The organism is Acidaminobacter sp. (genome assembly GCF_030247605.1).
Taxonomy (GTDB): domain Bacteria; phylum Bacillota; class Clostridia; order Peptostreptococcales; family Acidaminobacteraceae; genus Acidaminobacter.
The window spans coordinates 133,367-154,211 of record NZ_JAOTSB010000005.1 but is presented as its reverse complement, the minus strand read 5'-3'; the positions used below and the strand labels follow the sequence as shown (position 1 = coordinate 154,211).

At 50.8% G+C, this 20,845-nt stretch carries 23 protein-coding genes; 19 read left to right on the top strand and 4 right to left on the bottom strand.

Annotation, left to right across the window (positions count from 1 at the left end; translation table 11 throughout):
• Positions 1–2 precede the first annotated feature (2 nt).
• Positions 3–392, top strand: coding sequence for a hypothetical protein (locus tag OEL90_RS04325; protein WP_291403050.1), 390 nt, complete (start codon positions 3–5; stop codon positions 390–392).
• Positions 393–779: 387 nt separating this feature from the next.
• Here OEL90_RS04325 and OEL90_RS04320 read toward each other — a convergent pair whose 3' ends face one another.
• Complete coding sequence (locus OEL90_RS04320) at positions 780–1,403, bottom strand: NUDIX hydrolase (RefSeq protein WP_291403053.1); 624 nt, start codon at positions 1,401–1,403, stop codon at positions 780–782.
• Positions 1,404–1,570: 167 nt separating this feature from the next.
• On the opposite strand from OEL90_RS04320, the gene OEL90_RS04315 reads away from it, so the two are divergent.
• Positions 1,571–2,089, top strand: a complete 519-nt coding sequence (locus OEL90_RS04315; RefSeq protein ID WP_291403055.1) for a DUF2179 domain-containing protein — start codon at positions 1,571–1,573, stop codon at positions 2,087–2,089.
• Positions 2,090–2,267: 178 nt separating this feature from the next.
• Here the strand turns inward: OEL90_RS04315 and OEL90_RS04310 are convergent, their stop codons facing one another.
• Positions 2,268–3,173, bottom strand: a complete 906-nt coding sequence (locus OEL90_RS04310; protein ID WP_291403057.1) for a TIM barrel protein — start codon at positions 3,171–3,173, stop codon at positions 2,268–2,270.
• A gap of 131 nt (positions 3,174–3,304) precedes the next feature.
• Between OEL90_RS04310 and OEL90_RS04305 the strand changes: the two genes are divergently transcribed.
• The 8 genes from OEL90_RS04305 to OEL90_RS04270 all read left to right on the top strand — a co-directional run bounded on the left by OEL90_RS04305 (position 3,305) and on the right by OEL90_RS04270 (position 9,477).
• On the top strand, positions 3,305–3,898 hold the full coding sequence (locus OEL90_RS04305; RefSeq protein ID WP_291403059.1) for an anthranilate synthase component II: 594 nt from the start codon (positions 3,305–3,307) through the stop codon (positions 3,896–3,898).
• The gene (pabB, locus tag OEL90_RS04300; RefSeq protein ID WP_291403061.1) at positions 3,895–5,277 is read left to right on the top strand and encodes an aminodeoxychorismate synthase component I; all 1,383 of its coding nucleotides are present in this window, start codon (positions 3,895–3,897) and stop codon (positions 5,275–5,277) included. The genes OEL90_RS04305 and pabB overlap by 4 nt, the downstream gene beginning before the upstream one ends.
• Before the next feature lie 26 nt (positions 5,278–5,303).
• Positions 5,304–6,158, top strand: a complete 855-nt coding sequence (locus tag OEL90_RS04295; RefSeq protein ID WP_291403062.1) for an aminotransferase class IV — start codon at positions 5,304–5,306, stop codon at positions 6,156–6,158.
• A 144-nt stretch (positions 6,159–6,302) separates the two neighbouring features.
• Complete coding sequence (folE, locus tag OEL90_RS04290) at positions 6,303–6,881, top strand: GTP cyclohydrolase I FolE (RefSeq protein WP_291403064.1); 579 nt, start codon at positions 6,303–6,305, stop codon at positions 6,879–6,881.
• A 97-nt stretch (positions 6,882–6,978) separates the two neighbouring features.
• Positions 6,979–7,749 (top strand): dihydropteroate synthase, encoded by a 771-nt coding sequence (gene folP, locus OEL90_RS04285; protein ID WP_307730849.1) that lies wholly within the window; start codon positions 6,979–6,981, stop codon positions 7,747–7,749.
• A 2-nt stretch (positions 7,750–7,751) separates the two neighbouring features.
• Positions 7,752–8,111, top strand: coding sequence for a dihydroneopterin aldolase (gene folB / locus OEL90_RS04280; RefSeq protein WP_291403069.1), 360 nt, complete (start codon positions 7,752–7,754; stop codon positions 8,109–8,111).
• Entirely contained in the window at positions 8,111–8,596 is a 486-nt protein-coding gene (gene folK, locus OEL90_RS04275) for a 2-amino-4-hydroxy-6-hydroxymethyldihydropteridine diphosphokinase (protein WP_291403071.1), read from the top strand. Before folB ends, folK begins: the two co-directional genes overlap by 1 nt.
• A gap of 53 nt (positions 8,597–8,649) precedes the next feature.
• Entirely contained in the window at positions 8,650–9,477 is an 828-nt protein-coding gene (locus OEL90_RS04270; protein WP_291403074.1) for a YihY/virulence factor BrkB family protein, read from the top strand.
• 118 nt (positions 9,478–9,595) lie between these two features.
• Here OEL90_RS04270 and OEL90_RS04265 read toward each other — a convergent pair whose 3' ends face one another.
• Positions 9,596–9,871 (bottom strand): DUF1294 domain-containing protein, encoded by a 276-nt coding sequence (locus tag OEL90_RS04265; protein WP_291403076.1) that lies wholly within the window; start codon positions 9,869–9,871, stop codon positions 9,596–9,598.
• Positions 9,872–9,915: 44 nt separating this feature from the next.
• Positions 9,916–10,140: a hypothetical protein gene (locus OEL90_RS04260; RefSeq protein WP_291403078.1), complete on the bottom strand. Its 225-nt coding sequence runs from the start codon at positions 10,138–10,140 to the stop codon at positions 9,916–9,918.
• Between the two features lie 235 nt (positions 10,141–10,375).
• Between OEL90_RS04260 and OEL90_RS04255 the strand changes: the two genes are divergently transcribed.
• From OEL90_RS04255 to OEL90_RS04215, 9 genes are all read left to right on the top strand, one after another.
• The gene (locus OEL90_RS04255) at positions 10,376–11,275 is read left to right on the top strand and encodes a glycyl-radical enzyme activating protein (protein WP_291403080.1); all 900 of its coding nucleotides are present in this window, start codon (positions 10,376–10,378) and stop codon (positions 11,273–11,275) included.
• Positions 11,276–11,279: 4 nt separating this feature from the next.
• On the top strand, positions 11,280–13,670 hold the full coding sequence (gene hypD / locus OEL90_RS04250) for a trans-4-hydroxy-L-proline dehydratase (protein WP_331488104.1): 2,391 nt from the start codon (positions 11,280–11,282) through the stop codon (positions 13,668–13,670).
• Between the two features lie 170 nt (positions 13,671–13,840).
• Entirely contained in the window at positions 13,841–14,617 is a 777-nt protein-coding gene (locus OEL90_RS04245) for an ADP-ribosylglycohydrolase family protein (protein WP_291403082.1), read from the top strand.
• An 88-nt stretch (positions 14,618–14,705) separates the two neighbouring features.
• Positions 14,706–15,965: a serine hydroxymethyltransferase gene (gene glyA, locus OEL90_RS04240; RefSeq protein ID WP_291403084.1), complete on the top strand. Its 1,260-nt coding sequence runs from the start codon at positions 14,706–14,708 to the stop codon at positions 15,963–15,965.
• Positions 15,966–16,057: 92 nt separating this feature from the next.
• A complete protein-coding gene (locus tag OEL90_RS04235; protein WP_300687243.1) occupies positions 16,058–17,080 on the top strand; it encodes a pirin family protein in 1,023 nt (340 codons plus the stop codon).
• Positions 17,081–17,115: 35 nt separating this feature from the next.
• Positions 17,116–17,478: a YccF domain-containing protein gene (locus OEL90_RS04230; RefSeq protein ID WP_291403088.1), complete on the top strand. Its 363-nt coding sequence runs from the start codon at positions 17,116–17,118 to the stop codon at positions 17,476–17,478.
• A 55-nt stretch (positions 17,479–17,533) separates the two neighbouring features.
• The gene (gene gnd, locus OEL90_RS04225; protein WP_291403090.1) at positions 17,534–18,430 is read left to right on the top strand and encodes a phosphogluconate dehydrogenase (NAD(+)-dependent, decarboxylating); all 897 of its coding nucleotides are present in this window, start codon (positions 17,534–17,536) and stop codon (positions 18,428–18,430) included.
• 5 nt (positions 18,431–18,435) lie between these two features.
• Positions 18,436–19,887, top strand: coding sequence for a glucose-6-phosphate dehydrogenase (gene zwf / locus OEL90_RS04220; protein ID WP_300687241.1), 1,452 nt, complete (start codon positions 18,436–18,438; stop codon positions 19,885–19,887).
• Positions 19,874–20,509 carry a cyclase family protein gene (locus OEL90_RS04215; RefSeq protein ID WP_291403094.1) on the top strand — a complete coding sequence of 212 codons (636 nt, stop codon included), beginning with the start codon at positions 19,874–19,876 and terminating at the stop codon, positions 20,507–20,509. Before zwf ends, OEL90_RS04215 begins: the two co-directional genes overlap by 14 nt.
• Positions 20,510–20,845 lie beyond the last annotated feature (336 nt).

Genomic DNA, 20,845 nt, shown 5'->3' with positions numbered 1-20,845 from the left:
GTATGTGGTTCTATGTATTGTTGGCTCTATTCTTCACAATGGTCACTGGTTATCTTATTGAAACTGTTAAAGCGAAACGCGTAGCTCATGAAATTAAATCTATTAATTACGAGATCTATGGAATCCTTGCGTCGCTCATGCGGGACGTAAGTCATGTAGATTTGTTTTTTATACACCAGCTTAGAGACAGTCTCAAAGTGCAGCTGACCCAAGTTTACGGGATTGATGAATTTCAGGTCTATAAGCTCACTGAGAACAAGCTCAGACTTGCTTACAGAAAAGGGCACGCCGTACAGCGAATTGATCTGTTTCTGGAGGATAATCGCTGGTCGTTTAAAGACGTCGAGTTTGAATATACGGAGAATCCTTTTGAAGAGGTTCGTCTGCAATAAGTCTATTTTTAAAATATTTTTTAAAAAGTGAATAATGTAAGATAGGATGGGTATTATGTTAATACAACTATATAACCTACCTTTCACTGGGGAGGTTCATATAGAGGCTCGATCTACAGGACGTCCGGCGAAAGCAGGATGCATCAGACATCCGCTTGTAAAAAACCACCGCTTAGGCAGACGGAATTATCGGATGCCTTAGACTGCAACACCTTCACTACTTTGCATCAAAAGCAAAGCAATGAAATTGAAACAATTGCCCTTGATGGTTAAAAAACCATTCGTAACAAGCTCCACTTTAGGAGGAATGGCTATTAACGATTCACACCGCAATACAACTGAATATGATACAAAAAAACGTGCTGTATCGAGCTGAAAGACCTATCCTTAGAATTCTTGGGATAGGTCTTTTAATGTTCTGATGAAGCTGGCAGTAATGCGAGCCGTTATGCCCCAGATTGTCTTGTCGTCAAAATCGATAAAGAGTACCGGGTATTTGCCAACCCTGAAATTGTAAGCCCGCCCACTGGAAATTTTTTCGTAAGGAAAATCAGGGGGCATTTGAAGAAGGGATTCTGTCTTGAATTCCTGAACTTCGCATTCAAAGAGGTAAGAAATAGGCACCGCAAACAGTTCCTTGACCTCGCCTTCATTGGGTTCAATGTCATAGAGATCAAGATTCAATATTCCAACATAGACATGAATGTACATATTGAAAGGCGTGACAATGTCGTCAATTTGGCCGATGATTTCAATATCCTCGCGTTCGATATTCAACTCTTCACAAGTTTCTCTTATGGCAGTTTCTGCATGGTGCTCACCCAACTCGACTTTACCGCCCGGGAAACAGATCTCTCCGGGTTGCGACCGCAAGTCTTCGGAGCGGACCTCGTAAAGAAGATGGGGATCATCATCAATTTCAATAATGGGGATCAGCACTGAAAAATGACGATAACCATCTTGCTTTTTCCTGTAATTAACCAATATTTTTTTAATTGTGGGCGTATTCATGGGCTTTCCTCCAAAATAAAAAGGGTCAAAGGCGGCTTTCCGGCGGGCATCAAATATAGCACGGGTATCACATGAATGTTTCTATGTTTTAATCTTTATGTTAAGATTATTGTGGTATGATCGATAAAGTTCGAATCATTTTGTCAAATTGACCTGGAGGTTGAAATATGGATTTTCTAATCTATTTCTTTATTTTATTCGCCAAAATCGTGGAAGTCAGTATCAGCACGATTAGGATTGTGCTGATTACGAAAGGGGAAAAAACTATTGGCGCGGTCATCGCGTTCGTGGAGATCCTCTTGTGGCTGTTTATTGCCAGTAATGTCATACAAAATATCTCTCAGGATCCGCTGAAAGGCGTCTTTTATGCCATTGGCTTTTCCGTGGGGAACTATTTGGGCAGTATTCTTGAAGAGAAAATTGGTCTGGGACTTTCTGAAGTCCAGGTCATTGTCAAAGAAGACGCCGGGTTGATGCTCGCAGATGAAATACGCGAGCAGGGTTTTGCTGTTACCCAGGTACATGGCGAAGGACGACACGATTCAAGGGCTATTCTCATTATGTTTGTCCCGAGAAAACGTGTCAAGGCACTGGTTAAATTTATACAGAATTCCGAAACCGGCGCGGTCATCACGGTGTCGGAAATCAAGCCGGTTTATGGTGGTTACGGGATGCTGAGGAAGTAGAATTTAGCAATCTTAAAGCACAGTGGGGTCTAAACGGCTGTGCTTTTTGTATTTTTTGAAGATGACGGTTGGCCTGCTTAAGTCAACTGATGTTGTTAAAGAGCTAATCATAGGCTTTTAGACAGCGTGGTCAGAAGGCGGATTCAGCGGCGTTCGTCTTTCATCCCCCACTAAGTTCTTACATAATTGATAGTCTCTTCAGCCACGCGCCGCTTGAGAGAACGGCATCCAGCCACGCAGCCTCACGCTGCGGCAGGTTCGCCGCCAGTACTTCTACAGAAAGAACACAGTCCTGATGTACCTGATCTGCCCTTGTGGCTGTCCATGGCTTAAGCAAGAACGCCGTCGCCTCATCCCGCTCGGTCACGCCCTGGTGGTCACGCCCTGAAAGTGGTTCGACACTATGGACGTGAACGCGTCTGATATCCCCAAGGAGCAGTTCAGGAATCTCAAAGCCTTCAGAACCCCTGCCCGGGGCGCTCAGAGAAGATTTAAAATTTTTTTCCGGTGAAATTGGAAAAACCCCATGATTTATGGTTCTCAGCCAATGGGCAGTGTCCAGACATAGTCCCAGCCTTGAACCTGAAAACGCCCGGAGTACCTTACTCAGTGCACTACGGGTTTCTCCAAACCGGGCGTCCGCAGGTGAACGGGAAAAAGTATTTTCAAGCAGCAGAACCTGACTGCCCCTGGATAGTTCGATCCACTCCAAGGCAAAATCCACAAACCGGAATGTGTCTGCTTCCGTGGCAGCGCCGTGAAAGATGAGCTGCACCGCTTCACCAAAGTCGCCGCATTGATCCATCCATGCCTTAAAGGGGTTTCGTGAGCCTTCCGGCGCCATAATATGATTCAAATCAAAAGCGCCCGGATCAGCGAAATCCGGCGCGTGAAAAGCGAAGGAAAATCCGGGTTGGCGTGTATAATTCTTAAGCGCGCCAGCCCGTCCAAGATCCAGAGCCCGAGGGTGCAGCGCCAGTTCCAGTGAGCGAAACCCCGCCTCGGAGAGGCGCTCAAGCATTTCGTAATCCCTATCTATTGGAGCAGCACTTTCGTCATAAGTTGTGCCAAGAATGAAAGACATGTCATACCTCCACAAAGGTTTTTCTAACTCAGTATATCACAGAGCCTGCAATGAGGGGAACCTTGTTGACTTTAACCAAAAGCGGAAGGTATAATCAGCATATACTTTTTAGAAAAGGGGCATGCTATTCCATGATCCTCATGATTGATAACTTTGACTCATTTACCTACAATCTCGTGCAGTACCTGATGCAGCTTGGACGTGAAGTCAGGGTGGTGCGAAATAACGCCTTGACCCTTGAAGACATCCGGGACATGAATCCGGATATGATCGTCCTGTCACCCGGACCCAAAACGCCTCAGGAGGCCGGTATTTGCCTCAGTGTGGTACAGGAGCTTCAAGATGAATACCCTATCCTGGGCATATGTCTGGGTCATCAGACCATTGGCCAGGCTTTCGGAGGCAGCGTTCAGGAGGGTCTTGAGCCGGTCCACGGCAAGGTGCATCCCATCCGCCACAAAAATGTGGGCGTGTTCAGCGGCTTGAAGAATCCTATCAATGTCACGCGCTATCACTCTCTGGTGGTCGATCGAAAGACGCTGCCGGCATGCCTTGAAATCACCGCGGAGACTGAAGCTGGCGAAATCATGGGCTTAAGGCACCGTGACAAGCTCATCGAAGGGGTGCAGTTCCATCCTGAAGCGATCTTGACGGAGCACGGACTCGACATGCTGGCTAATTTCCTTAAGCTGGCAGATGAATGGCGAAAGCAGGTGAAAGCATGATTAAGCGAAAGCTTCAGACCGGCCTTGACAGTTTCAGGCTTTTTCTTGCTGTCTCAGATCTCCCTCATCCGCTGTTTCTGGACAGCGGTATGGACCCGGAGCGTTTGGGCCGATGGTCGCTGATCATGGCCTCTCCCTTCGAGCGCATTCGGATCAAGGGTGAGCACATTGAGCTGGAAAACTGCTTAGAGGGAACTAAAACAGTCTTTAGCGGGAACGCCTTTGACTTTTTAAAGGAAAGATACGAGTTATATCAAACAAAACGTACACCGGATTTTGAGCTTCCTTTTGGCGGCGGCATGGCGGGCTACCTGGCCTATGATCTTTGCCACCACGTAGAGGCACTGCCGAGGACCGCGGTGGACGACGTCGACATACCGGATGCCATCCTGGGACTCTATGAAACGGCAATTCTCGTCGATCACAAAGAGGACGAGGTTTGGCTGACGGAACTCGACCGTCGTCCGGGGGCAGAAGCAAGACTGGACGCCCTTGAGGCAAGAATTCGCGAGGTGGAAAAGACCGGCCGCGACCTGGAGCCGACTTGGAAAACAACCTCTCCGGAATTCAAATCTAATTTTGATAAAGAAGACTACCTTGAGTCCATCCGTAAAATCAAACGGTATATCCGCTCCGGAGATCTGTATCAGGTCAATATGACGCAGCGCTTCGAAACTGAAATGACAGATGAGCCTCTCGAGCTTTATAAAAAGCTCAGAATCATCAATCCGGCCCCCTTTTCAGCGTATATGCCTTTTGAAGAGGCAACGATCCTCTCAAGTTCCCCTGAACGATTCATACAAATCAGAGACGGCGAAATTGAGACTCGTCCCATCAAAGGTACGCGCCCCCGCGGGAAAACCCCCGAGGAAGACGCCTATGAAAGCGCCATGCTGCTGGCCAGCGAAAAGGACCGCTCCGAGCTCCTCATGATAGTGGATCTTGAGCGCAATGACCTTGGCCGGGTTGCGGAGGTTGGTACTGTCAAAGTGCCGGAGCTCTTTGTCATTGAAGAATACCCAACGGTATACCATTTAGTATCTACAGTTACGGCGACACTTAAAGCTGGTCTGACCCCAATTGATTTGCTGAAGGCTTCTTTCCCGGGCGGATCAATCACCGGTGCGCCAAAGATCCGCGCCATGGAGATCATTGACGAACTGGAACCAACCCAGCGTAATCTGTATACGGGTTCTATAGGCTATATTGGCTTTAATGGTGATATTGATCTGAATATTGTGATCCGGACCATTGTCGCGAAAGGCAGCAAAGCTTACTTTCAAGTAGGCGGCGGCATTGTCTGGGATTCAGACGAGTATTCTGAATACGAGGAAACCTTGCACAAAGCCCGGGCGCTGATGCGCGCCCTAAGCAGCTAGCTGCGAATGAAGGAGGCGGACTGGAAGTGACCAGACCATCGGTATTTTGGCTGGACGGCAAAGCGGTTGAGAGCCGCTGTGCTTCTGAAGGCATTCAGTTCGCGTATGGCATATTCGATACCCTGCGATTTGATAACGGTGTGCTTGAGCAGTCTGCAGCCCACCTGGACCGACTCAATGCAGGGCTTGCAAAATTAGGTCTAAGTTATAGTCTGTCGTCTCAAGCACTGAAGGATGCTTTCACTTCGGCAAAGGCAGCTGCCGGCCGTGAGTCAGGTGCACTGAAGCTTCTGGCTATGCGGCGCGGGACGCCTGCCTCTGACGCTGAGGTGGACGTGCAGCTCTATCTGCGCCCCAATCCCTATGGAGAACTTCAGGACGGCGGGCTGGAGAAGCCGTATTCACTGGGACTCAGCGCTTTTGCCAAAAATTCCAGATCGCCTGTCGCTGGCCTTAAGTGGCAGGGCTATGCGGATCACCTCCTTGAGAAGGACCGGGCAATGTCGCGGGGCTTTAAGGACGTCCTGTTTTTGAATGAATTGGATTATGTCGCGGAGAGCGCTGTAGCCAACCTATTTTGGATTGCGGGCGGCCGTTTGTTCACGTCATCGCTGGACTGCGGCATTCTGCCTGGAATCATGCGGGCAAATGTGCTGAGGGCAGCAAAGCTTGCCGGCATCAGTGCGGTCGAGGGGCGATTTCCGCTGGAAGCGCTGCTGACGTCGGAGCTCGTTTTCGTCACCAACAGTCTCATGCGGTTAAGATATGTTGACAGGGTTGAAGAGGTTGTGTGGCAGAGACCATCGGCACAGTCCCCTGCACTGGACTTGTTTAAGATGCTTCAGGCTTCTGTGCTGGACCTTGTGAAGGAAGCAGAATAAGGGCACTCCGGGATTTCACGTGTGAAGCCTTTGGAATTGGGTAGAAAAGTAATTGAACCAAATTAGTTGAAAGACAAAGCGGAAGATTGCGAAAGCCTCAGCCCATAACGGCGGAGGCAACACCTCGAGAATAGGAGAGAAGATATGGATAATAAGCGTATAGAGGACGCCGTCAGAGAAATGCTGATCGCGATTGGCGAAGATCCCGACCGTGAAGGACTTAAAGGGACACCTGACAGGATCGCCAGAATGTATGAAGAGATTTTTGGCGGATTGGGTGAAGATCCGGGCAAGCACCTTGATGTCATATTCCAGGAGGATTCTCACGAGGAACTGGTTCTGGTCCGTGATATCTCCTTCTATTCCATGTGTGAGCACCACCTGGTGCCTTTTTTTGGGAAGGCTCATGTCGCCTACATTCCACGCGGCGGCAGATTGACAGGGCTCAGCAAATTGGCGCGCGTCGTAGAAACCATTGCCAAGCGTCCGCAGCTTCAAGAACGCATCACGTCGCTGGTGGCGGACACGATCATGGAGAAGCTGAACCCCTATGGCGTTATAGTCGTGGTCGAGGCGGAGCACATGTGCATGACTATGCGCGGTGTCAAAAAACCGGGCAGCAAGACGGTGACCTCTGCGGTCCGCGGAATTTTCAAAGTGGATGCCAAATCCAGAGCTGAAGCGATGTCGCTGATAGGCATGGGTGTTGGCAGCAGGGGGTGAAGCAGTGCACAGCAGACTTTATCATTTACCGAAATATGAGCCCTATGAGTGGCGTTTGAAGCAGCACACCCTGGAAATTGGAAAGCGGACGCTGGTCATGGGTATTTTGAATGTGACCCCGGATTCCTTTTCGGACGGCGGGAAGTTCGACACTATTGAGCATGCCATTGAACAGGCCCTCGAAATGGCGGATCAAGGCGCGGATATTATTGATATTGGCGGCGAGTCGACGCGTCCGGGATTTGCGGAGGTACCGCTGGAACTTGAGATTTCGAGAGTGCTGCCGGTCATTGAGGCTTTGGTGGCACACCCTGAATTTGACATCCCTATCTCTATTGACACCTATAAAGCGGAGACTGCGCGCTGCGCACTGATGGCCGGCGCTGAGATTGTCAACGATATCTGGGGCCTCCAGCGGGAGCCGGAAATTGCCCGGGTTGCCGCTCAGTTTGACGCGCCGGTCATTATAATGCACAATCAGAATGGCACCCATTATGAAACGGATATCGTGGACAGCATGATTGAGTTTTTTGAAAAGTCTATTGCCATTGCAAAGGCTGCGGGGATCCCCGACCAGTCTATTATGCTGGATCCTGGATTTGGCTTTGGAAAGACCTCAGAGCAGAACATTGATCTGATGCCCCGTCTCCATGAGCTCCACGTGCTCGGTTATCCATTGCTGCTTGGGACGTCGCGAAAGTCCATGATAGGCAAGATCCTCGATCTTCCGCCCCAGGAACGGATGGAAGGCACGGTAGCCACAAGCGTGTTTGGCGTCGTTCAAGGCGTTGAGGTGATCCGGGTCCATGATGTCAAAGAAAATCTGCGCGCGGTCAAAGTCATGGATGCCATGACCCGGAGGCGTTAGACATGGATAAAATATTAATGAGTCACATGGGGTTTTATGGTTTCCATGGCGTGCTTGACGAAGAGCGCGCTATAGGCCAGAAGTTTTTTATTGATGTGGAGTTGTCTCTGGACCTCTCCGGGGCGGGCGCGTCTGATGATGTCGCCCAAACTGTAAGTTATGCAGAGGTTTATGATGATGTGAAATATTTCGCTGAGTCTGCCCGTTATAATCTGATTGAAGCGCTGGCAGAAAATATTGCCCAGCGCATCTTGGCGAAATACGGCGTGGTGGCGGAGGTTCTGGTTCGCGTCAAAAAACCGGAGGCGCCTGTAAGAGGTATTTTTGATTATTTTGGCGTTGAGATCCGGAGGGCGAGATAATGGCTCGGGCCTATCTTGGGCTTGGCAGCAATCTTGGAGACAAGGTTGAAAATCTCAGGGAGGCGGTCAGACTCATTGGCGAGGGACCGCAGACCCAGGTGGTGGCAAAGTCCTCATTATACGCTACAGCACCTGTGGGCTATTTGGATCAGGATGACTTTGTCAACGGTGTGATTGAGATCGAGACCGGGCTGACACCTGAGGCGCTTTTAGCCCTTTGCCAGTCCGTTGAGCAGTCTCTGAGACGGGTGAGGCTGATCCGCTGGGGGCCGCGGACCATTGATGTGGATGTTCTCTTATACCAAGGCGTTGTCAGCTCGGATCCCGTTCTGACACTGCCGCATCCGCGGATGCACGAAAGGGCGTTTGTCCTGGTGCCGCTGGCAGAGCTTGACGCCGGTCTGGAAGTCTCCGGGAAAACCGTTGAAGCGTGGCTTGTCGGCCTAGAGGCCGGCGACATTCAAAGGCTCGAAGAAATTCTCTAAAGACATCTGCGGTTCAAGCCTGCCGGTATGAGCCACTGAAAGGAGGGATGGTAATGAAGCCCTATTTCAGCTTTTTTTTCAAGGAACTCTTAAAACGAGTGGGGCGTCATCACCTGACGGCATTCAGCGCTCAGATGGCCTATTTCTTTGTGCTCTCCATATTTCCGTTTTTGATATTTTTATTTGCCATACTGTCTAGGCTGGAAGTCGCCTACGACTTTATGAGCTCATCAACTCTGGAATTTATTCCGCAGGCGGCGCTCGAAATTGTGCAGGGCTATATCAAAAATAATCTGGCGGCGAATTCCGGGAGTGTCTTGTCCGTGTCAATACTAGCGGCCTTATGGTCCGCTTCGAAGGCGGTCGGATCCCTTCAGAGGGCCCTGAACGCCGCGTTTGAGGTCAGAGGCAGGAAGTCGCCGGTAACTGCCATAGGGCTTAGCCTGGTCTTTACTCTGGGTCTTTCCCTGGCGGTGGTTGTCATGCTGGTTCTTCCGAGCCTCAGCAGCCGCGTCATTGACGCGCTCAGGCTTTACATTCCAATACCGGAAGCGTTTGTCACTTTGTTTATGATTGTGCGCTGGGCGCTGGTGATCGCGGTGCCGTTTTTGGTTCTGTCACAGATGTATCAGCATTTGCCGAACTTAAAGCTTCGATTCGTTGAAATATTGCCGGGCACCATATTCTCCTATTTTGGATGGATTGGGATTTCATTTCTGTTTTCATTTTTCATCCAAAATTTCAGCAATATTTCACTGGTCTACGGTTCGCTGGCGGCGGTCGTCGTCCTGATGATCTGGTTCTATTTTACAGGCATGATTTTGATGCTGGGCGGTGAAGTGATTTCGATCACCAAAACTTATAGAGCTGGCAAGGCCTAATAACGCTGCTTCTTCACATAGCAGCTGTTTTTGAGGATTGGAATGCTGTCCTCACGCGGGCATAAAAATTTATTTTCGCCAATAAAAAAAGCTGCTTTCGTTTTTGAAAGGCAGCTTTTTACGCGTTTTTGAAGAAAAAGAACCAGATCAGCCCTGCCGATTGCAGCACAATCAGCAATGGCACGAGTACGGTAAACTTCAGGTGCTTGGTTTTGTGGCGGAAGGCTTTCATGCCCGCGTAGAATCCGACTGAGCCCCCGAGGGCCGCTGACAACAGCAGTGTGCTTTCTTTGATGCGCCATTTCTGGCGGATCGCTGCGCGCTTGTCGTACCAGCATAAGCTCAGTGAGATCAGATTTATGAGCAGGAGATAATACAAAAAGTATTTGAGCATTTCAGAGTGTCCTTTCTCTAAAGCGAAGGTTCAGGTGCGAAGATCTACCGACGCACAGTCTTTCCGCTGCTTGAATTCTTGGTGGAATGTTCGCTTCGTTCTTCGTGGATATGGTCAATTGCGCCGGCAATGCCACCGACAATGGAAGCAACCGCAGCGCCGGTTGCGGTAATAGTGCCCACAGCCCCTGCAACAGGCAGCGCAGTGACAGCGACCACAGCGACACCGGCGCCGACACCGATTTTTTTTATGAGTTGAATAAGTGCCATTTTGGTACGTCTCCTTTTTGTTTGACTAAGAGGTAAGGCTCTTTTGACTTCTATCATACTGTGATCCGGTGAAAAAGTCCAGATTGAAGAGCGGTTGGGATGTCGTGCCTCTCACCAGACTGCTGAAAAATTGAGAAGAAGCTAAGTTCATTTTCCTCTAAACTTCTGATAAACTAATAATTGACAGTCGATTTATCAGAGTTTCACTGGCTTCGTAAGAAAAGGAAGTGAGAGCTTGAACGCCACGATCTTCAACATACAAAAGTTTTCCGTCAATGATGGTCCGGGCATCCGGACGACGGTTTTTTTCAAGGGCTGTCCCCTGGCCTGCGCCTGGTGTCACAATCCCGAAAGCATTCACCCTCAGCCTGAGCTCGTCTACTTCAACAAGAAATGCATTGGCTGCCATTTGTGCGTTAAGGTCTGTAAGCAAAACGCTTTGTCTGCCGATGGTCACAAGATCAACATAGATCGCGGAAAGTGCGTGCGCTGCGGCGCCTGCACAGAGGCGTGTCCAACGGAAGCCCTTCAGATGGCAGGCAAGCAGATGACTCTGGCTGAAATCATGACTGAAATTGACAAGGACGTTGTCTTTTACCAGCAATCCGGCGGTGGGGTGACGTTTTCAGGCGGGGAACCCATGGTGCAGATCGACGCGCTGGAAGCGCTGCTGAAGCTTTCAAAGGCCCGAGGACTGCATACCGCAGTGGATACCAGCGGACATGCGAGGTGGCAGGATTTTGAACGGATTATCGACTATACAGATCTGTTCCTGTTTGACATTAAGCATCTGGAAGAAGACATGCATAGACGCTATACAGGCGTTTCAAATAAAATCATTATTGAAAATTTAAGACAGCTGTCGGCGCGAAAGGCTGCAATAGGCCTCCGACTTCCAGTGATTCCAGGGGTCAATGACAGCGACACTCATGTTGATGAACTCGGAAAGCTGCTGTCTTCTCTAAATATACAGAAGATTTTCCTGTTGCCCTATCATGGCATAGCCCGCGGCAAATATGAACGGCTGGGTCAGGCATATAGTTTGGATAGCCTGGCAGAGCCGTCGCAAATGGAAATGGAGCGCATTAAAAATAGACTTGAGAATTTCGGGCTGACGGTTCGAATTGGAGGATGATGAGATGCCAGCTGTAATCAGACGGGAAATTGGAATGAACGATCGCATCGCCCAGTTGAGAAAGCAAAGTGTGGACACTGTACCGACATTGTCCATTGAACGGGCACAGCTCGTGACCCAGGCGTACAAGCAGTATGAAGGCAAAGTGTCGATCCCGATGCTGCGCGCACTGACCTTCAAGCATCTGATGGAGCACAAAACCATTGTGATCAATCCTGGTGAGCTGATTGTTGGGGAAAGAGGTACTGCGCCACAGTCCGCGCCGACCTACCCGGAGCTCTGCTGCCATACCACAGAAGACTTTGACGTCATTGATCTGCGTCAAAAAATCTTTTTTAGGGTGGATGATCAGACGAAAGCTATTCAAAGGGATGAGATCATCCCATTCTGGAGAGGCAAATCCATGCGGGACCATCTCATTGCCAACATGACGGCTTCTTGGAGAGACTGTTACGAGGCAGGCATCTTCACGGAGTTCATGGAGCAGCGGGCACCGGGTCACACGGTAGGGGATGACAAATATTACAAAAAAGGATTCCTCGATTTCAAAAAGGAAATTGAGCAGGAAATTGAAAAACTAAACGATTTGACCCAGATGGACGCCTATGACAGACGGGAGCAGCTCAAAGCCATGGCGGTTTCCTGTGACGCCATCATACGTTTTGGCATTCGTCACGCGGAGAAAGCGTTGGAACTTGCTGAAAAAGAAAATGACCTGGTAAGAAAAGCAGAACTGGAGAAGATCGCAGAAGTCTGCAGCCACGTTCCGGCCCATGCGCCAAGAACCTTCCAGGAAGCGCTGCAGATGTACTGGTTTGTCCATCTTGGGGTCATCACAGAGCTCAACACCTGGGATGCTTTTTGTCCGGGCAAGCTCGATCAGCATCTTGAGCCGTTCTATTTGAAGGAGGTCGCTGAAGGGACTCTGGACCGGGAGGGCGCTAAGGAGCTTCTGGAATGCTTCTGGGTCAAAGCGAATAATCAGCCCGCACCGCCAAAGGTCGGGATTACTTTAAAAGAAAGCGGCACTTATACGGATTTCTGTAATATTAACATAGGTGGGATTCGACCGGATGGATCTGATGGCGTCAACGAGATTTCGTATCTTCTTCTTGAAATCATTGACGAAATGCGCACACTGCAGCCAAGTACGAATGTACAAATCAGCCGCAAGAATCCGGATCGTTTTGTCATTGAGGCCTCGAGAGTCATACGTGAAGGCATGGGTTTCCCATCTGTTTTCAACACGGATGCGGTGGTGGAAGAGCTGATGCGCCAGGGAAAGGCCATTGAGGACGCCAGGGTTGGCGGGACCAGCGGCTGTGTCGAGGTAGGCTGCTTTGGTAAGGAGGCTTACATTTTAACCGGCTATCTCAATCTGCCAAAGATTCTAGAAATTACCCTGCACAACGGCGTCGATCCAAGAACTTCAAAAAAAATAGGCAATGAGACAGGAAGTCCGCTCGAATTTAAGAACCTGGACGACCTTATGGCAGCTTTCAAGAAACAGCTCCATCATTTCGTCGACATCAAAATCAGAGGCAACAATGTCATTGAGTCGCTCTATGCCAAGATGATGCCATCGCCGTTCCTCTCCATTGTCGTTGAGGACTGCATCGAAAAAGGCAAGGATTACAATAATGGCGGGGCCAGATACAATACGCGCTATATTCAGGGTGTCGGTATAGCCAGCATTACAGATACTTTGTCGTCGATCAACCATCATGTCTTTGAAAATAAGACCTTTACTATGGAAAGTCTTCTCGATACGCTTGCCAAGAATTTTGAAGAGGATCCGGTGGCCCATCAGATTATGCTCAACAAAACGCCGCGCTACGGCAATGATGACGACCGGGCAGATAAAATCATGCTCCAGGTGTTCAATGCCTTCCATGATGAAGTCACAGGCCGTCCTACTGTCACGGGCGGTAAATACATCATTGAAATGCTGCCGACGACCTGCCACGTCTATTTTGGCTCTGTCATAGGCGCGACTGCGGAAGGCAGGAAGGCAGGCATGCCGCTTTCCGAGGGTATTTCTCCGGTGCAGGGCACAGACCGTAAAGGACCTACAGCAGTCATTAAGTCCGCTTCCAAAATGGATCACCTTAGAACGGGCGGCACACTGCTCAATCAGAAGTTTACGCCTCAAGTCGTCGCCGGTGAAGAAGGTCTTGGGCACATGAAGGATTTGGTGAGGTCCTACTTTAAGCTGGATGGGCATCACATCCAATTTAACGTGGTCAGCGCGGATACGCTCAAAGCTGCCCAGTTCGATCCTGAAAAATATAATAACCTGATCGTTCGCGTCGCAGGTTACAGCGATTACTTCAATAACCTGGACAAGAGCCTCCAGGATGAGATCATTGCCAGAACTGAGCACCATGAATTCTAGAGTCTATGGAAGATACACTCCCCTTGAAAGGATTCGGGAGTGTATTTTTTTTGCGGAAGGGTATCATTCCAAACATATGCAAGGTGTTGAGCTGTTCGGTTGTGGTTCAGTGACCATCGGCTAAAACAGCTTTCGCTGAGAAGTGATGAGAAATGTGGGGGTGGGATTCTGTGCTGGGGGCTATTTACGGTGACATGTGCGGTTCGTTTTTCGAACACCACAATCATAAATCCAAAAATGTTGAGTTGTGGACCCATGTCAGCCGGTTCACGGATGACACGGTTTTAACGGTGGCGACCATGGAAGCGCTTCTCGAAAACAAAACTTTTTCTGAACGCTACAGGAGTTACTTTCTTAGATATCCTCATGCCGGCTTTGGTTCCGGCTTCGCGAAATGGGCAATGTCAAATTCCGAACAACCCTATAACAGCTTTGGAAACGGCGCGGCTATGAGAGTCAGTCCCGTTGCCTGGGCTTTTGGGAGCCTGGAAGAGGTATTGAAGGTTGCAAAGGCCACGGCTGAAGTGACTCACAATCACCCGGAAGGGATCAAGGGCGCACAGGCCATAGCCAGCGCAGTTTATCTGACCAGAACCGGCAATGACAGGGCCGCTGTCCGCGCCTATATAGAGTCGGCGTTTAACTATGATCTCAGCGAATCCATTGACAGCATACGCGGCTGGTATCAGTTTGAAGTCTCCTGTCAGGGCTCAGTGCCGCAAGCCATCCGAGCCTGGCTGGAATCCGAGAGCCTTGAGGACGCCATAAGAAACGCGATTTCCATAGGCGGAGACAGTGACACAATTGCCTGCATGGCCGGCGCCATTGCAGAAGCTGAGTTTGGCCTGACTGACAACGAGCGTCACAGGGTTTTCTCGAGACTGGATCCGGCCTTGAGCAAAATTGTGAAGGCGTTCTATCAGCGCTTTGTACAAGCGGGACTTTAATGTGCCGGCTCGCGCATAAAACGTTTTGAAGCGAAGTCTGCGCGCTTTGCCAAATAAGTAAACCTTAATTCTGCGGAGGTGTCAGCACGTGTCAGACAGACTTGAAAGATTGAAGCACTCAGATCCCGTTCTATACGACATATGCCAGCGAGAACTACAGCGCCAGAGAAAAGGTCTTGAATTGATCGCCTCAGAAAGCTTTGTACCTGCAGAAGTTCTGGAGCTCCAGGGGTCTGTACTCACCAACAAGACCGCGGAAGGTTACCCGGGAAAGCGCTATCATGCCGGCTGCGCCGTCATGGATGACATGGAGCGCCTGGGGGTGGAGCGGGCGAAAGTCCTCTTTGGCGCAGAGCATGCCAACATTCAGCCACTTGGGGGGTCCAGCGCCAATCAGGCGGTCTATTTCTCAGTCCTGCAGCCCGGTGACCGCATTCTGGGCATGAAGCTGGATCAGGGCGGCCATTTGACACATGGATATTCTATGAACTTCTCCGGCAGAACCTATACCTTCTTTGACTATGGGCTTGATCCGGTCACGGAGACTATAGATTATGAGAGCGTTGAACGTCTTGCGCAGCTGCACCGGCCAAAAATGATCGTCGCCGGCGCCAGCGCTTATCCAAGGCTGATTGACTATGAACGACTGGCCGGCATAGCGAAATCCGCAGATGCGTACTTGTTTGTGGACATTGCCCACATTGCGGGGCTGATTGCAGCAGGTGTCATTCCGAGCCCGGTACCACACGCGGATTTCGTCACCTCTACGACGACAAAGACTCTGGCAGGCGCCAGAGGCGGCTTCATCCTCTGCAGAGAGAAGTATGCCAAGGCTGTTGACAGCGCCGTGTTCCCGGGCATACAGGGCTCCATGCACATGCACACCATGGCGGCCAAGGCTTTTACTTTCGGTTACGCCATGACGGACGCGTTTAAGACTTACGCGAAGCAAGTCGTTGAAAACGCCGCCGCGCTGGGCGAAGCCCTTGAGGAGAAAGGCTTCAGACTGGTATCCGGTGGAACGGACAACCATTTGCTGCTGGTGGATCTCAGAACCAAGAAGCTGACGGGCAAGCGGTTTGAACAGGTACTGGAAAGCGTCGGCATTACGGTCAACAAAAATATGATCCCCCAGGATCCGGAAAAACCTATGGTGACGAGCGGCGTCCGCGTCGGCGTGACGGCTATGACCATCAAGGGCATGGGAGGTTCGGAAATGCGTGAGATAGCGGAGTTAATGACGCGGGTGGCAGACCATCATGAAAATCCGGAAGTCCTGAACGAAGTCAGTCAGGCTGTAGAGGCTCTGGCTGAGCGCTTTCCTCTCTATGAGGGATTCCTTGACTGAAGGACTGAAGCCCCCTGCGCTTGAGGTCACTGACTCGAAGCCGTTGTGCGTTAACGCGTCTGAAACTAAACTTAAAAGTATGGAGGACTGAGATGATACAAAAAAAAGAGACTCTTAAAACCTTCCCTCTAGGATTCAATTGGCCGGTGCAGGACCCCTTCCTGTTCTGTGTTCACCATAAGGATGCTTATCCTCAGGGGAATGAGGACCAGGGACCATCGGCCAGGCAGCTGGGAAATAGAAGCCTGGGCAGCGACTTTCAGAACCCGAGCGGCTGGAGCATGTACCACGGCCGCACCGTTCCCGGCTTTCCCGAGCATCCCCACAGAGGCTTCGAAACGGTAACTGTAGTCCTCGAAGGTCTCGTGGACCATTCGGATTCCAGCGGCGCCACAGGCCGCTATGGAGGCGGCGACGTCCAGTGGATGACCGCAGGCAGCGGCATGCAGCACGCCGAGATGTTCCCTATGGTGCATCAGGACAAGCCCAATCCTCTTGAACTCTTTCAGATCTGGCTCAACCTGCCGGCGAAGGACAAGTTCGTCAAACCGAATTATAAGATGCTGTGGTCAGAGCAAATACCCATAATCACAAAGACGGATACCCGTGGTCGTGAAACCACAATCCGCCTGATCAGCGGTCAAGTTGAAAACATCAAAAGTCTGAAGCCCACACCGGATTCCTGGGCGTCGTCAGAAGCCAACCACGTCTCCATCTGGCTGGCGGAAATGGCGCCGGGCGCGGTGTACACCCTGCCGGCGGTCTCTGAGACCCTGAACCGGACGCTCTATTTCTATGAAGGTGAGAGCCTGAGCCTTGATGGGGCTGCATTGCCCTCCTATCATGGATGTACGCTGGATGGCGGCAGAGTGGTTGAATTGGTCAATGGCACAGCCCCAGCCAAGTTTTTGCTCCTCGAAGCGGAGCCTATCAACGAGCCCGTAGTTCAATACGGTCCGTTTGTCATGAATACAAGGGAAGAAATTGTGGCGGCGTCCAGAGACTATCAGGCCACTGCCTTTGGCGGATGGCCATGGAAACGTTCTGATCCCGTCAATCCGCAGAGTTCTGGCCGGTTTGCGCGCTATGAGGATGGCACGGTGGAAACACCGTGAGTCGTTTATTGAATAGATAAAAAGGAGGTGGCGTGATGCGTTTTTTAGGCAATTTGATCTGGCTGATTTTTGGCGGTGTTTTGGGCGCGATTGCCTGGACACTGGCAGGTCTGCTCCTTTGCATCACCGTCATAGGCATTCCCTTTGGAGTTCAGTGCTTTAAAATCGCTGGTCTGGTCCTCTGGCCTTTTGGCCGGGAAGTGGTGATTGGAAACTTTGGGTTTGGCGGATTAATCATGAATATTCTCTGGCTGCTCCTCTTTGGCTGGGAATTGGCCATAGGTCACCTGGTCATAGGCGCATTGTTCTGTGTCACGGTGATAGGAATTCCTTTCGGACTGCAGCACTTTAAGTTTGCCCAGCTGTCCCTGGTACCCTTTGGCGCCGTGGTTAGGTAAGTTCGTGTGTGCTGCTTGTGTGAGGGGTTAAGTAACAACTTAGGAGGGGTTAAGGTTGAAGATTGGATTGATCGGCGCCGGGAAAATGGGCATTGGACTGGCGAAAAATATGATCCGACATGGGCATGACGTGGTTGTCTTAACACGGGCAGCCCGGCGCGCGGAGGAACTTCAGCTGGAAGGCCTCGAAGCGGTTACGAACACGGGTGCCTTTGTACAGCAGCTCGACCCATCCAAGATTATTTGGATGATGGTTCCCGCAGGGGACGCGGTGGATGACACTATTGATCTGCTGCTGCCGCATTTAAAAGGTGGGGATGTAGTGATTGATGGCGGAAACTCCCATTTTGAAGACTCCGTCAGCCGCTCTGAATTTTTAGCCTCCAGAGGGATTGATTATTTGGATGTGGGAACAAGCGGCGGCACTGAAGGCGCTCTAAATGGCGCCTGTTTGATGATTGGCGGATCACGGGAGGCTTATGTCAGGCTGGAGCCGCTGTTCAGTGATTTGGCGGTCGAGGGCGGCTATGGTTACTTTGGACGGTCCGGTGCCGGACATTATGTCAAGATGGTCCACAATGGGATTGAATATGCCATGATGCAGGCCATTTCAGAAGGGTTTGAACTCTTAAAAAAATCCGAGTATGGGTTTGACCTTCAAAAAATTGCTAAAGTCTATGATCAAGGTTCTATAATCGAAGGCTTTTTAATGGGTACTACTGCCAGGGCACTAAAGTCAACAGAGGAAATCGAGTCGCTGCTGCCTGTGGTCAAATCCAGCGGGGAAGGTTTATGGACTGTCGAAGAAGCATTGAGGCTCAAGGTTCCTGTCGAAACCATAGCGCTTTCTTTGTTTAAGCGCTATGCCACGGAGAGTCAGGGCTTTGGCGCCAAGCTGCTGAGCAGGATGCGGTATGAGTTTGGGGGACATGAGGCGCGTAAGGAGGAATAAGGCTTATGGAATATGTCTGGATCTTTGGGGCGACGGGAGACCTGAGCCGTAAAAAGTTGTTGCCTGCGCTGGCCAGGCTGATGGCGGAGGGGCGAGAGCTCATCGTTATTGGTGTGGGAAGAAAGCAAGTCAGACACAGTGTCTTCCGAACCTACGTCGCCCAAACCTGTGAGCAGATCTGCGGCGTTCATCTGGATGGCCTGTTGGAAAGACTGTATTATGTGAGAATGGATTTTGAACCGCTGGGTCAGCCGGAGGATCCGGCGTCCTTACGTGCTCAGGCGGACCTCTTTGCGTTAAAAACGGAACTGGAAGACATCTATGGTCCGGCGACGCGATCCCTCTTTATTCTGGCGACTATGCCCGAATTTTTTGCAAAGGTGGCAGGAGCCATTAAAAGAAGCGGGATTGCGGATGAACCGGGCTCGGCGCTGCTGCTCGAGAAGCCCTTCGGGTATGACCTGGAATCCGCAGTGGCTTTCAATGAGGGCGTCCGTGAGCATTTTGACGAGAAGTCCATCTTTAGAATTGACCATTATTTAGGGAAGGCTATGCTGAGGAGCCTGTTTACCCTCAGGTTCTCGAACGCAATCTTCGACGCCGTGTGGTGCAAGGATTATATTGAAGAAGTGAAGCTTGTCGCGCTGGAGACCATCGGCATAGAAGGCAGAGGCGCGTATTACGATCAGGCAGGAGCGCTGAGGGATATGGCCCAGAGCCATATGCTTCAAATGGCGGCGCTTGTGGCCATGGAAGCACCGGAAGTCCTCGGTCCGGAAGCGGTCAGGGCATCTAAAGTCAGGGCCATGTCACAGATGAAGCTGGATCCGGCGCGCTGCCGCTTCGGGCAGTATGCTGCCTCAGAGGGGATCAAAGGATTTCTTGAGGAGGAGGGCATCACGCCGCAGTCCACAACAGAAACCTTTGCTGAATTGGTCATGGAGCTGGACACACCGCGATGGCGCGGGGTCCCCTTCAAGCTGGTGACAGGCAAGCGCCTTAGTGAAAAAAGGACGTCAATTGAGATTAAAATGAAGGCGACGAAGCTCGCGGGCCAGCTTGGAGATCAGATCGCCCCGAACCTGATCGAGATCAAGGTCCAGCCAGAGGAAGGCGTTCAAATTCGGTTCAACGTCCTTGAGCCCGGCGCGGAAGCTATGGTGGTTGAGCGGGAGCTGGATTATTGCCAGAACTGCCTGATCGGCGAGCGTTCGCCGGAAGCTTATGAAAAATTGCTGCTGGACGCTTTGAATGATGACTTGACTTTGTTTACGTCCTGGGGTGAAATTGAGCAGGCTTGGAAGCTGACGGATCCAGTCGTCAGCTTTATCCGAAACAATCCAGAGCAGCTGCTGCGCTATGAGGCGGGAAGCAATGAAACGCTCACCGGGAAGCCTGGTGCAGATCACGCGGAAACTCAAATAAAGGAAGAGGGGGAGGCGAATGAAACTTTATGACATCACCATACCCATACGCGCTGGAATGCCGGTTTACAAGAACGACGAGGCCAGGCAGCCAAAACTGACCTTTACCAAGAAAGCAGAGACTGACGGCGTGACCAGCAGCACACTGGAGCTGGATCTCCACACGGGAACCCATTTGGACGCACCGCTGCATATGCTGGCGGGAGGGAGCTCCATTGATGAGGTCTCGCTTGCCTCACTGATGACGGCTTGCCGCGTGATCTCGCTGACCTCTCTGGAAGGCGAAATTACACCTGAGACCCTGATACCCTTCGATCTCAAGAGGGGCGACTTCGTTCTGTTCAAGACAAAAAACAGCTTTTCAGAAACCTTTGATCAAGAGTTTGTCTATCTGGGGCAGGCGGCTGCGACCTATCTGGCTGAACTGGGCGTTAAAGGGGTAGGCACGGACGGTCTAGGCATTGAAAGAGGACAAGCGGGCCATCCGAGCCATAAAGTGCTGTTCGAAGCTGGATGCATGGTGCTGGAGGGTCTGATGCTGAAATATATTGAGCCTGGAGAGTATAAGCTGATTGCCCTGCCGCTGAAGATTGTTGGCGCTGAAGCATCGCCGGTCAGGGCGGTGCTGGTGGAGGAAAGGTGCGTGTCGGAGTGAGCAAATATGCAAATTATGGACGCGCTGCGACAATCGGCAAACGGAAAGGGCTGGATCTAGATTAAGCAGCCTGTGTAAGGGCTGGCTTCGAATTGGAAGCGCAGAAGTTTGAAGAACAAATGAATGGAAGCTGGTGAGGAGACAACTCGCAAAGTGCGTTGGGCTCGACACCGGCTTCTTTTTTGTGGTGCAGAACCAGGGAAGAAAAAATGAAGTGAGGTGGGGTAAAAATAACAGAGGATTATTGACATTTTTTTCGAAAAGGTGTATATAATAATTAGAGATTAGCACTCGAGGGGCGCGAGTGCTAACAACCTCACTCATGAAGTTGAAACC

What these genes read in the sequence shown, in the direction of transcription:
- OEL90_RS04325 (WP_291403050.1), top strand. Translation starts at nt 3, where the DNA reads ATGTGGTTCTATGTATTGTTGGCTCTATTCTTCACAATGGTCACTGGT.
- OEL90_RS04320 (WP_291403053.1), bottom strand. Translation starts at nt 1,403, where the DNA reads ATGAATACGCCCACAATTAAAAAAATATTGGTTAATTACAGGAAAAAG.
- OEL90_RS04315 (WP_291403055.1), top strand. Translation starts at nt 1,571, where the DNA reads ATGGATTTTCTAATCTATTTCTTTATTTTATTCGCCAAAATCGTGGAA.
- OEL90_RS04310 (WP_291403057.1), bottom strand. Translation starts at nt 3,173, where the DNA reads ATGTCTTTCATTCTTGGCACAACTTATGACGAAAGTGCTGCTCCAATA.
- OEL90_RS04305 (WP_291403059.1), top strand. Translation starts at nt 3,305, where the DNA reads ATGATCCTCATGATTGATAACTTTGACTCATTTACCTACAATCTCGTG.
- pabB (WP_291403061.1), top strand. Translation starts at nt 3,895, where the DNA reads ATGATTAAGCGAAAGCTTCAGACCGGCCTTGACAGTTTCAGGCTTTTT.
- folE (WP_291403064.1), top strand. Translation starts at nt 6,303, where the DNA reads ATGGATAATAAGCGTATAGAGGACGCCGTCAGAGAAATGCTGATCGCG.
- folP (WP_307730849.1), top strand. Translation starts at nt 6,979, where the DNA reads ATGGGTATTTTGAATGTGACCCCGGATTCCTTTTCGGACGGCGGGAAG.
- folB (WP_291403069.1), top strand. Translation starts at nt 7,752, where the DNA reads ATGGATAAAATATTAATGAGTCACATGGGGTTTTATGGTTTCCATGGC.
- folK (WP_291403071.1), top strand. Translation starts at nt 8,111, where the DNA reads ATGGCTCGGGCCTATCTTGGGCTTGGCAGCAATCTTGGAGACAAGGTT.
- OEL90_RS04270 (WP_291403074.1), top strand. Translation starts at nt 8,650, where the DNA reads ATGAAGCCCTATTTCAGCTTTTTTTTCAAGGAACTCTTAAAACGAGTG.
- OEL90_RS04265 (WP_291403076.1), bottom strand. Translation starts at nt 9,871, where the DNA reads ATGCTCAAATACTTTTTGTATTATCTCCTGCTCATAAATCTGATCTCA.
- OEL90_RS04260 (WP_291403078.1), bottom strand. Translation starts at nt 10,140, where the DNA reads ATGGCACTTATTCAACTCATAAAAAAAATCGGTGTCGGCGCCGGTGTC.
- hypD (WP_331488104.1), top strand. Translation starts at nt 11,280, where the DNA reads ATGCCAGCTGTAATCAGACGGGAAATTGGAATGAACGATCGCATCGCC.
- OEL90_RS04235 (WP_300687243.1), top strand. Translation starts at nt 16,058, where the DNA reads ATGATACAAAAAAAAGAGACTCTTAAAACCTTCCCTCTAGGATTCAAT.
- OEL90_RS04230 (WP_291403088.1), top strand. Translation starts at nt 17,116, where the DNA reads ATGCGTTTTTTAGGCAATTTGATCTGGCTGATTTTTGGCGGTGTTTTG.
- zwf (WP_300687241.1), top strand. Translation starts at nt 18,436, where the DNA reads ATGGAATATGTCTGGATCTTTGGGGCGACGGGAGACCTGAGCCGTAAA.
- OEL90_RS04215 (WP_291403094.1), top strand. Translation starts at nt 19,874, where the DNA reads ATGAAACTTTATGACATCACCATACCCATACGCGCTGGAATGCCGGTT.